A 14195-nucleotide genomic window follows, 5' to 3' on the forward strand; every position below is an offset into this window, starting at 1 on the left:
TTCCGGGCTTTCGGACTTTTCCCCGATAGACGACCTGCGATTGAGGTAACTCCATGAAAAGATTTCGCGCGCTGATTGCCAGTGCCCTGGCCGTACTCTGTGTCAGCGCCACGTCGCTTCCGGTTCGGGCTGCTGCCCAGCCGATCCACTTTGCCGATCTGAACTGGGAAAGTGGCAGCCTGATTACCGACATCCTGCGTTACATCGTCGAAAAAGGTTACGGCCTGCCGACCGATATGCTGCCGGGCACCACCGTGACCCTGGAAACCGCCCTGGCCAAGAATGATATCCAGGTGATCGGTGAGGAGTGGGCCGGACGCAGTCCGGTGTGGGTCAAGGCTGAAGCGGCGGGCGAGGTCGCGGCGGTTGGCGATACCGTCAAGGGCGCCACCGAGGGCTGGTGGGTGCCCGAGTACGTGATCAAGGGCGATCCGGAGCGTGGCATCAAGCCCCTGGCGCCGGACCTGCACGGGGTCGCCGACCTGGCTCGTTACAAGGATGTCTTCCGCGACCCGGAATCCCCGGACAAAGGACGCTTTCTCAACAGCCCGATCGGCTGGACATCGGAAATCGTCAACCAGCAGAAACTCAAGGCCTACGGCCTGACCGACAGTTATGTGAACTTTCGCAGCGGTTCCGGGGCCGCGCTGGATGCGGAAATCACCTCGTCGATTCGCCGTGGCAAACCGATTCTGTTCTATTACTGGTCGCCGACGCCGCTGCTGGGCAAGTTCAAGCTGGTCCAGTTGGAGGAGCCGGCCTTCGACGCCGAAGCCTGGAAAACCCTGACTGACCCGAATAATCCCGACCCCAAGCCGAGCCGTTCCCTGGCCTCGAAGCTGAGCATTGGTGTCTCGACACCGTTCAAGGGGCAATACCCGCAACTGGTGGCATTTTTCACCAAGGTCGACCTGCCGATTGATGTATTGAACCAGGCGTTGGCGAAGATGAGCGAGGAGCGCCTGCCGCCACGGGAGGTGACGCAGGCATTTCTCAAGGCCCATCCTGAAGTCTGGAAGGCCTGGCTGCCCGGGGATGTGGCCAGCAAGGTCGCCGCCAGCCTCAAGTGACAGCTATTACAACTCGCTGACATCGATCCAGCGCTGCTCCTTGGCCGCCCGGCGGATGGTCGTCGCCAGGCGCTCCACCTGCCAGGCCTCTTCGAAGTCGGTGCCCGTCTGGCCTCGACCGGCCAACGCCTCGATCAGCGCCTGGACCTCCAGGGTCTTGAGTTCGTTGTAACCCAGCTGATGGCCGGCGGCGGGGCTGAAGGCCGCGTAACGGGGCAGATGCGGCCCGGCCAGCAGGCGTTGGAAGCCGTTCTGGCCGGCGCGGCAGAGTTGCAGTTCGTTCAGGCGCTCCTGGTCGAAGGCCAGGGTGCCGCGGGTGCCGCTGATTTCGAAGCTCAGGTGGTTCTTGTAGCCATGCTTGAGCCAGCTGCTGCTGATTGCTCCCCGGGCACCATTGGCGAAGCGCAGCAGGGCGTGGACCTGGTCATCCACGGCAATCGGACAGGTCTCCAGGCTGCCGGCAGTGGCGGGGCGCTGCGGATGGACGGTGCGGGTGTCGGCGCAGACGGCGGTGATATCGCCGAGCAGATAACGGGCCATGGCCAGCAGATGGCTGCCCAGATCGGCCAGGGCGCCGCCGGCATGTTGTGCTTCGCAGCGCCAGGACCAGGGCGAGGCGGGGTCGGCCATGAAATCTTCGCTGAATTCACCTTGGAAACCGATGATCTCTCCCAGCTCGCCGCTCTGGATCAGCTCCCGGGCCAGGTCGATCATCGGGTTGTGTTGGTAGTTGTAGCCCACGCGGGTAACCACGCCGGCCTGTCGGGCCGCGTCACGCATCCGGGTCGCCTGGTCCAGGTCGACCGCCAGGGGTTTTTCGCAGTACACCGCCTTGCCCGCCGCGAGGGCGGCCATGGCCATGGGGAAGTGCAGGTGATTGGGGGTGGTGATGGCCACTACGCCAACCCGAGGATCGCCAATCAGCTGTTGCCAGTCGCCGTAGGCCTGCTCGAAACCCCAGGCCTTGGCACAGGATTCGGCACGCTGGAGATCGGCATCCGCCAGCGCCACCAGGCGCAGCTTCAGCGGCAGTTCGAATACGGCGCTGGCATTGTGAAATGCCAGCGCGTGGGCACGGCCCATGAAGCCCGTGCCGATCAAGCCAATTCCCAACTCGTCCATCGACGCACCCTCTGATTATTATTTTCAGGAAGGGCTATTTATAGAATTTAAATTCAATAAATTCAAGTTGTGGAATTTTTATTTCATAATCAGGACAGAAAACCACCGTCCACGTTCAGCGCCACGCCGGTGGTGTAGCTGGAGGCATCGCTGGCCAGGTACAGCACGGCCCCGGCCATTTCGCTCGGTGCGGCGACCCGCTTGAGGGGAATCTGTTGCAGGGCGGTCTTGAGGATCGCTTCGTTGCTGACCAGTGCCGAGGCGAACTTGGTGTCGGTCAGGCCTGGCAGCAGGGCGTTGCAGCGAATACCGAACTGCGCGCATTCCTTGGCGAAGACCTTGGTCATGTTGATCACGGCCGCCTTGGTCACCGAATAGATGCCCTGGAAAATCCCCGGGGAAATGCCGTTGATCGAGGCCACGTTGATGATGCTGCCACCGCCGTGCTCGCGCATCAGCTTGCCGGCTTCCACGGACATGAAGAAGTAGCCGCGGATGTTCACGTCGACGGTTTTCTGGAAGGCGCCGAGGTCGGTGTCCAGCACATTGCAGAACTGCGGGTTGGTGGCGGCATTGTTGACCAGGATGTCCAGGCGCCCGAACTGTTCGCGGATACCGGCGAAGACTTGGCTGATCTGCTCCATTTCACCGATATGACAGGCGATGGCCGTGGCTTTGCCGCCGTCGGCGATGATGGCATCGGCGACGTGCTGGCAGCCTTCGAGCTTGCGGCTCGAGACGATCACATGGGCACCTTGCTGGGCCAGCAGCTTGGCAATGGCCTCGCCGATACCGCGGCTGGCGCCGGAAACAAAGGCGATCTTGCCGTCGAGGTCGAACAACTGGGTCTTGGACATGGTTATTTTCCTGGTTGTAGGCGCGGTCAGAGGCTGGATGAATGGATGACCTTCAGGCTCATCTGCTCCAGCAGCTTGTTCATGTGAATGAACTGCGCGAAGCGTTTGTCCTGGGTCTGGCCGTGGAAGAAGCGGTAGTAGATCTGCTGCACGATGCCGGCCAGGCGGAACAGGCCGTAGGTGTAGTAGAAGTCGAAGTTGTCGATGGCGATCCCCGAGCGTTCGGCGTAGTAGTCGACGAACTGGCGGCGGGTCAGCATGCCGGGCGCATGGCTTGGCTGGCGGCGCATCAATTGCACCGGCGCCGGATCGGCGGCTTCGATCCAGTAGGCCAGGGTGTTGCCCAGGTCCATCAGCGGATTGCCGATGGTGGTCAGTTCCCAGTCGAGCACGCCGATAATCTGCATCGGGTTGTGGGGATCGAGGATCACGTTGTCGAAGCGGTAGTCGTTGTGCACGATGCTTGAGGTCGGATGGTCGGCGGGCATCTTGTCGTTGAGCCAGGCCCGCACGGTTTCCCAGCTGGGCGCGTCAGGGGTCAGGGCTCTTTCGTAACGCTCGCTCCAGCCGCGGATCTGCCGTTCGACGTAGCCTTCGGGCTTGCCCAGGTCAGCCAGGCCGCAGGCGGTGTAGTCGACCTGGTGCAGTTCAACCAGGCGATCAATGAAGCTCTTGCACAGGGTTTCGGTCTGCGCGGCATCCAGGCCCAGTTCCGGCGGCAGATCGGAGCGCAGGATGATGCCCTCGACCCGTTGCATCACATAGAACTCGGTGCCGATCACCGATTCGTCGGTGCAGTGCACATAGGCCTTGGGGCAGTACGGGAAACCGTCCTTGAGCTGGTTGAGGATGCGGAACTCGCGGCCCATGTCGTGGGCCGACTTGGCCTTGTGACCGAACGGCGGCCGGCGCAGGACAAACTCCTGTTCCGGGTAGCGGATCAAGTAGGTCAGGTTCGAGGCGCCGCCGGGGAACTGGCTGATATTCGGCTGGCCGTGCAGGCCCGGAATATGTGCCTTGAGGTACGGATCGATCAAGCCGACATCCAGCTCTTCGCCGGCACGGATACGGGTGGACTGGTCAGTAAGCGTCATGCTTATCCCTTCTGCTTATTCTGGAGGCCAGAGATTATTGACTAATCTAATGCTCGCCCTGTCTGCCTACAAGCGTGGTTTGCTGTTATAGGCTGGGGTGTTGCAGGATGATCAGCGTGCCTGATAGGCCAGCGTAGAGGGAATGTGGGGCTTGGCAAGCATGGGGAATAGAGCGGGGGAAGCCGTGTTGTTCACTCAAGAACATTCAATCTGAAAAGCGCCGGATAACCTTGTGGGAACGACGCTTGCCCGCGAAGCTTTTGGCGGCCTCAAGGGCCTCTTCGCGGGCAGGCACCGTTCCCTCAATGGGGTCGGCGTGGTGCGGGGATCAGGCCGGGAACAGCTCGCTCAGCTTCATCGACAGCATCATGTCGCCTTCGACGCGCAGCTTGCCGCCCATGAACGCCTGCATGCCGTCGGTTTCGCCGCTGACGATGCCTTTCATGGTCTCGCCATCGGTGACCAGGGTCACGTTGGCATCCGGGTTTTCGCCTTCCAGCAGTTCGCAGGTGCCGTTCTTGACGATCAGCGAGAAGTGCTGGGACTCATCGATACGGAAGCCGAAGACAACGTCCAGGCCGGCAGCGGCAACTGGGTTGAACTTGGCTTTCATTGCTTCTACGGCGTGGGCTACAGAGGTCATGGTTCGATCCTTTTATGGGTAAATACGCAGACGACCCCACAAGGGTCACCGTTGGCCGGGGCTTATCGAAAGGTGATCAGCTCCGGGGCCTTCAGCAGTTGCAGGTGCGTTTGACTGTTGAAGGAAGCCAGGGCCACCTCGCGACCACGAAACTTCAGCTGGTTGAGCGAGGTGTTGACGATCTGCCAGTTAAGCTCGAAGGCTTGCCTGGCTGGAATGCGGGTGATCAGGTGGAGCAGGGCGGTGATGGTCCCGCCTGAGGTGAACACGGCGATTTTCTCGCGGTTGTCGGCTTGCTCGAGAATCCGTTGCAACCCGCCCTCGACCCGGGCGACAAACCCCAGCCAGCTTTCCAGCCCCGGGGTGTCATGGCCGCCGTCGACCCAACGCTCGATGAGCAGGGCGAACAGGCGTTGGAACTCACCCCGGTTCTGCGCGGCGTTGCGCAGGATGTGCGGGGCTTCGGGTTCTTCCGGCAGCAAGCCGGGCAACAGCGCGCGGATTACCGCGTCAGCGTCGAATTCGTTGAAAGCCGGGTCGATCTCCACTGGCGGCACCGCTACGCCGGCGAGGGTGAACTGTTCCAGGGCCAGGGACGCGGTATCCTGCTGGCGGCGCAGATCGCCGGCCAGGCAGCGGTCGAAACTCAGGCCCAGTTCGGCCAGGTGCCGGCCGAGGATCTGCGCCTGGCGCACACCGGTCGGCGACAGCACGTCGTAGTCGTCTGCACCGAAGGAGGCCTGGCCATGTCGAATCAGATAGATGCTGCCCACGTCCGCGTCGTCCCGGTACGTTGAAGGTCTGGCGAGGTTATGAGGATGCCGGAAGCCTGTCAATGAAAAAACATACGCTCGTTTGAAATGTTTGTTAGAGACACAATTCAGGCGGTGCCACAACTGGTCGCAGCGCTGCCCCGACGGTATGCTTGAGGCATCACGCCCCCAAAGCCGGGGGTAGCCCCGTTTTTAAGGAGTCACCGTGGAGTTTCTTGCCGAGTACGCAAGTTTTCTGGCTAAAACCGTTACCCTGGTCATCGCCATCGTCGTGGTGCTGGTCATCGCGGCTTCATTGCGCGGCAAAGGGCGGCGCAAGTCCGCCGGCCAGTTGCAGGTCAGCAAGCTCAACGATTTCTACAAGGGCCTGCGTGAACGCCTGGAGCAGACCCTGCTCGACAAGGAACAGCTCAAGGCCCTGCGCAAGCAACAGGGCAAGGACGACAAGAAACAGAAGAAACAGCCGCAGGCCAAGCCACGGGTGTTCGTGCTGGACTTCGACGGCGATATCAAGGCTTCGGCGACCGAAAGCCTGCGTCACGAAATCACCGCCCTGCTGACCCTGGCCACCCCCAAGGACGAAGTGGTGCTGCGTCTGGAAAGTGGCGGCGGCATGGTCCACAGCTATGGCCTGGCCTCCTCGCAACTGGCCCGTATCCGCCAGGCCGGCGTGCCCCTGACCATCTGCATCGACAAGGTCGCGGCCAGTGGCGGCTACATGATGGCTTGCATCGGCGAGAAGATCATCAGCGCCCCCTTTGCGGTGCTCGGCTCCATCGGCGTGGTGGCACAGTTGCCTAACGTCAACAAGCTGCTGAAGAAGCACGATATCGACTTCGAGGTGCTGACCGCCGGCGAATACAAACGTACGTTGACGGTGTTCGGTGAGAACACCGACAAGGGCCGCGAGAAGTTCCAGGAAGACCTGGACATCACCCACCAATTGTTCAAGAACTTCGTCTCCCGCTACCGCCCGCAACTGGCCATCGACGAAGTGGCCACCGGCGAGGTCTGGTTGGGTATTGCCGCGCTGGACAAGCAACTGGTCGACGAACTGCGCACCAGCGACGAATACCTGGCCGAGCGTGCCAAGGTCGCCGAGCTGTTCCACTTGCATTACGCCGAACGCAAGAGCCTCCAGGAGCGCGTCGGGTTGGCTGCCAGCGGCTCGATCGAGCGTGTGCTGCTCAACGCCTGGAGTCGCCTGACCCAGCAACGCTTCTGGTAAGTCCCTGCCCGGTCGGCCTCCATCGTTATTCATCGAGGGAGGCCATCCCACCAGCTATAAGTACCCCTCTTTCCCGTCATGCGATCAATACGCTGGAGCCTTTAATGGACATCCAGGTCGATTGCCATGGAAGAAACAAATATCGTTGAGCCAGGCCCGGTGCCGCCCGCGGCAGGCATTCATTTCAATACGGTCAAGGAGAAGATTCCTCCTTGGCTCTACCAGGCCGCGCCGGAAATGCGCTTGCTGTTTCATGAGCACCTGGTGGCTCTGGAGACTTCGAGGCATGAAGTCCGGCAGATCATGAAGCAGTTGCAGAAGATCGATGTGTTCTGCACGCCGCGTCTGGTCCAGGCGCTGGAGCGACAGATCAGCGGTGACCAGGAACTGCAGGAGGGCGAGTTCGTCAGGCTCGATGCCACTTACCTGTCCGGTATCTTCGAGGACAAACTCTATACCTTCACCCACAGCCAGACATTGCTGGAAGCCGCCCTGCAGAACTTCGAGGCCGGTGAGGCCGAGCGGGGTGCTCTGGAAGGCAAGGCGATTATCCGGTTTCCCGGGCAGGCTGCCGGCAGCAACAGGCCGCTTGCCCCCGAGGACTTTGCCTGGCTCTGCCGAACACTGGATCTGGGAGCCTTGTATCAGACGCATATCGACAGCGTGCTCAATCCTTCCCCGGCCAAGGGGACCTCGTCGGTACAGCGGCACTTTGCCGAGTATGACAAACAGACGCTGGCGGTGACCGCCGATATTGCCTACCTGAAGGGCCAGATCACCGCCGTGACTTACGCCTTGCTGGCGGAACTGGTCAAGGGGCAGGCCGGTTTGACCCTCGGTGGCGAACGGCTGCATTGCAGCCGGATGAAAATGCTCGGTGTCGAGTTGAGCGGCTGGGTGGTCATAGGTCCCAAGCTGGAGGAGGGCGCGAGATCGCCGTGCATTGTCTATATTCCGGGTGATCCGCGTGGCCCGTTGACGCACTACAGTCACTTTCTGCTCTTTGAGCACGATCTGACCCTGAAACTCCGAGACCCGTCCTACCAGAAGTTCTTTGCCCGTTTTGTCCCCGAGCAACACCGGTTGCGATTCTTTCGGACCCTGAAGAGCACTTTGTTCCCGCTGAACAGCAAGTGGCCACCGGTACCGGCGATCCTCCAATATGTTCCGTTGACCGAAGTGCCTATCGAGGGCGATCTGTTCGAGAGCTTTCAGCAGCAGCGCTATCTCCAGATCAAGGCGCACGCGCGGCAACTGGCGGTGCCCACCGCCGATGTCGATGCCAGGGTGCGCCAAGAGCGCCTGGACGCTTATCGCGAAGTCGGTTTGAGTCTGCTGGCGCTGGCCTTGTCGTTCGTGCCGGTGATCAGCCAGATCATCCTGGCGGCCGCCGTGGTGAAAGTGGTCGTGGAGTTGTATGACGGATTTGCGGCTTGGCAGCTCGGGGAAAAGCGCGAGGCGCTCGGCTACCTGATGGCGGTGACCGAAGATGTTGCCCTGTTTGTGGGCGGGGCGGGGGTGGTGAAGGGCGGCAAGGCCCTGTACAAGGCCCTGGCCCCGGCTTCGGTGGATGCCTTGATCCCCGTTGAAGCACCGGAAGGCGGGCGCCGGTTATGGCGGGGCGACCTTGCCCCCTATGAGAGTGATATCCGCCTGCCGGAGGATCTCCAAGCCAATGAGCTGGGGCTTTATCCGTTCCTGGGCAAGCACTATCTGCCGCTGTCGGGAAAGCTCTATGCCGTGAGGTTTGACAGGGCTCGCCTGCAATGGCAGATCGAGCATCCCGGCGACGGGGATTTCCACGCCGTGCCGCTCATGTTCAACCGCACGGGAGCCTGGCGAACGATCTACGAGCGAGTGGTGGACTGGCCCGTGGAGCAATTGTTCCGGCGTCTCGGTGAACCCATGATCGGACTTGGCAACAAGCTGCGCCTGCAAATCCGCCAGCTCTGCTCGGCGCAGGAGAATGTGTTGCGCAGCGCCCTGGCGGACAACCGGCCGGTGCCCGCACTGCTGCTCGATACCATCAGGCGCTTCAGGATCGACCAGAGCATCAGCGATTTTATCGGCGAGGTGCCCGATGCCATCTCGCGCACGCAGGAACAGGGCGATCTGCGCTTGCGGCTGTTGACCACGCTGCCCGACTGGCCGGAAAACCGTGTTATCCAGGTGTTCAATGGCGCGGGTGACGTCATGGAGGAATACGGCCAGCGCGTGTCCGAACAATTTTCTTCGCTGCAGATCATCGAGTCACAGCTCAAGAATGGCGACCTGCTCAAGTCGGCGTTGAGCATGCTGAGCGAGCCCGAGCGCCAGGCGCTGCTGGGCGCCGAACCGACGGATAGTGGGGCGCGTGTCCGGCTATTGAACCGGCGCCTCAGGCAATGGGCCGGGCAGCGCAGGCAATGGCTGTTCGATGAGCTGTATGCGGCGGGCGAGAAAACCGAGGACGCCAGGGTCAATCGTATTCTCGGGGTGTACCCCGGATTGCCGGGAAGTGTCGCCCGGGAATTGATCGCCCACGCCAGTAGCGCCGAGCTTGATCTCTTGAGCGAACGGGTGCCGTTGCGGTTTTCGGAAGAAATCCGTTGGTACCTCAAGCAATTGAAGCTTAACCGCGTGTGCGAGAGCTGGTATCTGCTGGCCCCGCAATATGCCCAGGCAGACCGTCTTGCTTTGCATACGCTGGGGTTGTTGCCGGGTTGGCCGGCCACGGGATTGCGGATCGAGCTGCGCAAACTGCTCTTTACCAGCGAGGCCGTTGAAGCGGTGGGAGACCCGCATACCGCCACGCCCCGGGTGATTCTCAAGGTCGGTCGGGAGTACAACGCCTTCGATCACTCGGGGCGGCTCCTGGGCGGGGCGAATAACATGTTTGACGCCATGGCTCGTGCCTTGCCCGAACCTGATCGTATAACCCTCGGCGTCGGCGGCGCGAATCGAGGTGACTGGCTCAAGGAACAGATTCTCGGTCAGATTGCCCGAGACCCCTATGCCGCTCAGGAGACGCTGGGCCTGGCCCCTTTCAATCGTCGGTTCAGGCCGCCGATGCGCCTGGCCTCGGGGCGCATCGGCTACCCGATGAGCGATGGCGGCAGGATCCTGGGTTATTCCGAGCGATTGACCGCTCGTGTGCGTGACCTGTATCCGGGATTTACCTCGGAAGAGGTGGGGGAATTTCTCACCTCGCTGCGTCTGCCCGAGTCGGCTTGCCTGGTGGAACTCGAACGCCTGCGGGAGGAATATGAGTTGTTGTTTTCCACGCTGGACAAATGGGTACAACGCCAGACCTGGAGACGGGTTCGGGGTACCTTGCAAGTCGCTCCCGTGGCCCTCGACAACAAGCAGCGGGTGGCCGATGCGATCCTGGCCTGCTGGAGGAAACAGTCCAATCGCAACCTGCTGGGGGGGCGCTACTTCTATGAACTGGACCTGCTGGGCATGCGCGTCGGCGATTTGCCGAGCATTACCGCCGACTTCAGTCATGTGGGCTTTCTGTTCATGAATGACATGGCCATTGCCAGCACCGAGGTCTCCTTCCTGTCGTGCTTCCGGCAATTGCACTGGTTGTCCATGGGTTTCAACCATCTGAGCAGCCTGCCGGCGGAGCTGGCGGAAATGCCCGCGTTGGCCCATCTGCACCTGCCGGGCAACCAGATCGTGCTGAACGCCCAGGCATCGGCTTTGTTGGCGAGCCTGACCCGGCTCAGGTTTCTCAATCTTTCGGACAATCCTTTGCTCCTGTCGCCTGATGTCAGCCAGATGAGCGATCTGGAGAGCTTGCTGCTGCGTCATGGCGAGCTGGATCGCTGGCCTGTGGGCCTGTCGAGATTGCGCAACCTGCAGCGTGTGGACTTGCGGGACAACCGCATATCGACGATTCCCGAGGCGATTTACGCCGGGCCCGCTTCCATCAACCGGGTGACCCACCTGCACGACAATCCGCCGCTTTCGATTGAGGGCATGCAGCGCTTGCAACGTTATGAGCGCGAAACCGGCATCAACTTCGGCATCGATACCCCGGGCCGGCAGCGTCCCCATGCCGTGCGCCGGACTCCGTCGCTACGTGAGTGCGACCACTGGCTGGAGGTTGTCTCCGCCGAGCAGAGGGTCCGGAAGGAACGGCAGTGGCAGTTGCTTTATCGACAGCAAGGTTCCGGCGCCTTTTTCAGGCTGCTGGCGGATCTGACGAGTACCGCGGAGTACCGCGAAGCACGCGAGGATTTGAGCCTGCGGGTCTGGCAGGTCATGGATGCGGCCAGTCAATACACCGAACTGCGCGAAGAGCTGTTTGTCTCTGCCTCCCATCCGCAGACCTGTTCCGATGGTGCGGAGCTGGTCTTCAGCGACATTGAGGTCAAGGTCCTGGTGAATCAGGCGAGGGCAATGGCCGCAGGCACCCCGGCCGCGACTGAACTGAATTTGCTGAAGCTGGCCCGCGGCTTGTGGCGCCTGGATGAGGTCGAGACCCTGGCTCAGGCGAATATCGATGCGCGGCTGAAGGTGCTCGGCACGGCACGGGTCGATCCGGTTGAGGTGAGGCTGGCCTACCGCATCGGCCTCAGGGAACGGCTGCACTTGCCGGGCCAGCCCAGGCACATGACCTTTACCGAGTTGGCCCTGGTGACGGAGCAAGACCTGGAGGCGGCCCATGCCAGGATCCTGGCCCGGGAGCAGACCCCGGCGTATGAACAGGCCCTGGCGGGTCGCGAGTTCTGGATCGAGTACCTGAAAGAGCATAACCCTGCTCAATTCAAGGACATCAATGAGCAGCACCAGGTCGCTGTCTCTGCGCTGGATAAGCTGCGTACGAGCAGGCGCAGCCCCGCTTGGCATGAGTTCATAGATATCGAGCTGGAGGCAAGGATGGGCGATCAGCTCAAGGCGTGGCGAGAGGCGCAGGCCAAGGAAACACTGATACTGACCCGTCAAACACTGGAGAAGATTCCAGAGGAAGAGCTTGATTCATGAATGCCGGCCCGAGCGCAGGATGCGCCCGGGCCGGACAGGCTCAGCGTCGACGGAACAGCGGTAGCGGTTCGTCAGTGGCGGCCTGGTAGGTCACCGAGAAATCCTTGAGGCTCTCCAGGGCTTCGTACGGGTCCTTGTCGGCGCGCAGGGCGTAGGCATCGAAACCGCAGCGGTGCAGGTAGAACAGTTGGTCGCGCAGCACGTCGCCGATGGCCCGCAGTTCACCCTTGTAGCCGTAGCGGTCGCGCAGCAGACGGGCATTGGAGTAGTTGCGGCCGTCGGTGAAGGCCGGGAAGTTCAGGGCAATCACCTGGAAGTGCTGGACGTCATCGCCGATTTCCTCGGCTTCCTCCTCCGCGTCCAGCCACACGCCCAGGCCGCCGTCGCGGGCCTTGAGGACATGGGCGTGTTCGCGCCACAGCGCCAGCGGGACGATCAGGTCATCGCAGTTGGTGATGCCATCGAGGGTCGCGTCCTTGGGCAGCAGGTGCCAGGTTTCGTCGACAACCTCGTTGTTCTTAATGATTCGCTGCATAGACGCGTTCCTTGAAGAGGTCGATACCGATACGTTGGTAGGTGTCGATAAAACGTTCGTCTTCGGTACGTTGTTCCACGTACACATCGATCAGCTTGGAGATCACGTCGGGCATGGCGTCCTGGGCGAAGGACGGGCCGAGGATCTTGCCCAGGCTGGCGTCACGGCTGGCGCTGCCGCCGAGGGACACCTGGTAGAACTCTTCGCCTTTCTTGTCCACCCCGAGAATGCCGATATGGCCGACGTGGTGGTGACCACAGGCGTTCATGCAGCCGGAGATGTTCAGGTCCAGCTCGCCGATATCGAACAGGTAGTCGAGGTCGTCGAAGCGGCGCTGGATCGACTCGGCGATCGGGATCGACTTGGCGTTGGCCAGGGAGCAGAAGTCGCCGCCCGGGCAGCAGATGATGTCGGTCAGCAGGCCGATGTTCGGCGTGGCGAAACCGTTCTCGCGCAGTTCGCCCCAGAGGGTGAACAGTTGGCTCTGCTCCACGTCGGCAAGAATGATGTTCTGCTCGTGGGAGGTGCGCAGTTGGCCGAAGCTGTAGCGGTCGGCCAGATCGGCGATGGCATCGAACTGCTTGTCGGTCACGTCGCCCGGCGCTACGCCGGTGGGCTTGAGGGACAAGGTCACGGCCACGTAGCCGGGCTTTTTGTGGGCCAGGGTGTTACGGGTACGCCAACGGGCGAAACCTGGGTGCTGCTGGTCCAGTTCGGCCAGTTCGGCGACCTGGTTGCCCAGGGTCTTGTAGTCCGGATCAACGAAGTGCTTGGCAACACGATGGACTTCGGCGTCGGTGAGGGTGGTCTGGCCGCCACGCAGGTGGGCCATTTCCGCGTCGACCTTCTCGGCGAAGACTTCCGGGGTCAAGGCCTTGACCAGGATCTTGATCCGCGCCTTGTACTTGTTGTCACGACGGCCGTAGCGGTTGTAGACCCGCAAGATTGCATCGAGGTAGCTCAACAGATCCTGCCACGGCAGGAATTCGTTGATAAAGGCACCGACCACCGGGGTACGGCCCAGGCCGCCACCGACCAGAACCCGGAAACCCAGTTCGCCGGCGGCGTTGAACAGCGGCTCAAGACCGATGTCATGGACTTCGATGGCTGCGCGGTCCGAGGTCGAGCCGTTGATGGCGATCTTGAACTTGCGCGGCAGGTAGGCGAATTCCGGGTGGAAGGTGGTCCACTGACGAACGATCTCGCACCACGGGCGCGGGTCGACCAACTCGTCGGCGGCGACACCGGCAAACTGATCGGTGGTGACGTTGCGCAGGCAGTTACCGCTGGTCTGAATTGCGTGCATCTGCACGGTCGCCAGCTCAGCCAGGATTTCCGGCACGTCTTCCAGCGCCGGCCAGTTGAACTGCACGTTCTGCCGGGTACTGATGTGGGCGTAGCCCTTGTCGTAGTCACGGGCGATCCGCGCCATCATCCGCGCCTGGCGCGAAGTCAGCTGGCCATAAGGCACCGCCACCCGCAGCATCGGGGCGAAACGCTGGACATACAGGCCGTTTTGCAGGCGCAGGGGGCGGAACTCTTCTTCGCTGAGCTCACCGGCCAGATAGCGTCGGGTCTGATCGCGGAACTGCTTGACGCGGTCCTCGATGATCCGCTGATCGTATTCGTCGTATACGTACATATTGATCCTGTTTTCAGGCTTTTATAGGTCCCGCGAAAGCAGAGGCGCCACCACGTTACCTGAACAATTCCGCGCGCACGGCCGCGCACTCCGGCAAGGAGCGGGCGAAAGATAGCAGCTTGCGGTTATTCGCAAAAGTGATGTTTATGAATATGTACATAACCAAAATCGATATGCAAATTCGCCCGGGAAAGACCTTGGTTGTGGTGAGGATAATTGTCGTCTTAACTATCACCGAGTCTTGAAGCAATCACCGATAA

At 61.4% G+C, this 14195-nt stretch carries 10 protein-coding genes; 3 read left to right on the forward strand and 7 right to left on the reverse strand.

Features of this window, described 5'->3' with window-relative positions; all coding sequences use genetic code 11:
- The first annotated feature begins 53 nt into the window (after window positions 1-53).
- On the forward strand, window positions 54-1070 hold the full coding sequence (locus tag HX866_RS25735; protein ID WP_177097532.1) for an ABC transporter substrate-binding protein: 1017 nt from the start codon (window positions 54-56) through the stop codon (window positions 1068-1070).
- 6 nt (window positions 1071-1076) lie between these two features.
- Here HX866_RS25735 and HX866_RS25740 read toward each other — a convergent pair whose 3' ends face one another.
- The 5 genes from HX866_RS25740 to HX866_RS25760 form a co-directional block, all read right to left on the reverse strand.
- Window positions 1077-2192, reverse strand: a complete 1116-nt coding sequence (locus HX866_RS25740) for a Gfo/Idh/MocA family protein (RefSeq protein WP_177140643.1) — start codon at window positions 2190-2192, stop codon at window positions 1077-1079.
- Window positions 2193-2281: 89 nt separating this feature from the next.
- Window positions 2282-3049, reverse strand: a complete 768-nt coding sequence (locus HX866_RS25745) for an SDR family oxidoreductase (RefSeq protein ID WP_177097530.1) — start codon at window positions 3047-3049, stop codon at window positions 2282-2284.
- Between the two features lie 26 nt (window positions 3050-3075).
- Window positions 3076-4143 carry a phosphotransferase family protein gene (locus tag HX866_RS25750; RefSeq protein ID WP_177140644.1) on the reverse strand — a complete coding sequence of 356 codons (1068 nt, stop codon included), beginning with the start codon at window positions 4141-4143 and terminating at the stop codon, window positions 3076-3078.
- Between the two features lie 328 nt (window positions 4144-4471).
- Window positions 4472-4786: an SCP2 sterol-binding domain-containing protein gene (locus tag HX866_RS25755; RefSeq protein ID WP_177097528.1), complete on the reverse strand. Its 315-nt coding sequence runs from the start codon at window positions 4784-4786 to the stop codon at window positions 4472-4474.
- Between the two features lie 62 nt (window positions 4787-4848).
- Window positions 4849-5559, reverse strand: a complete 711-nt coding sequence (locus tag HX866_RS25760; protein WP_177140645.1) for a histidine phosphatase family protein — start codon at window positions 5557-5559, stop codon at window positions 4849-4851.
- Window positions 5560-5764: 205 nt separating this feature from the next.
- Between HX866_RS25760 and sohB the strand changes: the two genes are divergently transcribed.
- Window positions 5765-6787, forward strand: coding sequence for a protease SohB (gene sohB / locus HX866_RS25765; protein ID WP_177104276.1), 1023 nt, complete (start codon window positions 5765-5767; stop codon window positions 6785-6787).
- Between the two features lie 126 nt (window positions 6788-6913).
- Window positions 6914-11758, forward strand: a complete 4845-nt coding sequence (locus HX866_RS25770; protein WP_177097525.1) for an NEL-type E3 ubiquitin ligase domain-containing protein — start codon at window positions 6914-6916, stop codon at window positions 11756-11758.
- A gap of 40 nt (window positions 11759-11798) precedes the next feature.
- On the opposite strand, the gene HX866_RS25775 is transcribed toward HX866_RS25770, so the two are convergent.
- Both HX866_RS25775 and HX866_RS25780 read right to left on the reverse strand, forming a co-directional pair.
- On the reverse strand, window positions 11799-12293 hold the full coding sequence (locus HX866_RS25775) for a DUF934 domain-containing protein (protein WP_177097524.1): 495 nt from the start codon (window positions 12291-12293) through the stop codon (window positions 11799-11801).
- Window positions 12277-13935: a nitrite/sulfite reductase gene (locus HX866_RS25780; protein WP_177097523.1), complete on the reverse strand. Its 1659-nt coding sequence runs from the start codon at window positions 13933-13935 to the stop codon at window positions 12277-12279. Before HX866_RS25780 ends, HX866_RS25775 begins: the two co-directional genes overlap by 17 nt.
- Window positions 13936-14195 lie beyond the last annotated feature (260 nt).

This window comes from Pseudomonas gingeri (genome assembly GCF_013386165.1).
GTDB lineage: Bacteria > Pseudomonadota > Gammaproteobacteria > Pseudomonadales > Pseudomonadaceae > Aquipseudomonas > Aquipseudomonas gingeri_C.

Excerpts from the sequence above, each read along its gene's own strand:
- HX866_RS25735 (WP_177097532.1), top strand. The coding sequence starts at position 54 with ATGAAAAGATTTCGCGCGCTGATTGCCAGTGCCCTGGCCGTACTCTGT.
- HX866_RS25740 (WP_177140643.1), bottom strand. The coding sequence starts at position 2,192 with ATGGACGAGTTGGGAATTGGCTTGATCGGCACGGGCTTCATGGGCCGT.
- HX866_RS25745 (WP_177097530.1), bottom strand. The coding sequence starts at position 3,049 with ATGTCCAAGACCCAGTTGTTCGACCTCGACGGCAAGATCGCCTTTGTT.
- HX866_RS25750 (WP_177140644.1), bottom strand. The coding sequence starts at position 4,143 with ATGACGCTTACTGACCAGTCCACCCGTATCCGTGCCGGCGAAGAGCTG.
- HX866_RS25755 (WP_177097528.1), bottom strand. The coding sequence starts at position 4,786 with ATGACCTCTGTAGCCCACGCCGTAGAAGCAATGAAAGCCAAGTTCAAC.
- HX866_RS25770 (WP_177097525.1), top strand. The coding sequence starts at position 6,914 with ATGGAAGAAACAAATATCGTTGAGCCAGGCCCGGTGCCGCCCGCGGCA.
- HX866_RS25775 (WP_177097524.1), bottom strand. The coding sequence starts at position 12,293 with ATGCAGCGAATCATTAAGAACAACGAGGTTGTCGACGAAACCTGGCAC.
- HX866_RS25780 (WP_177097523.1), bottom strand. The coding sequence starts at position 13,935 with ATGTACGTATACGACGAATACGATCAGCGGATCATCGAGGACCGCGTC.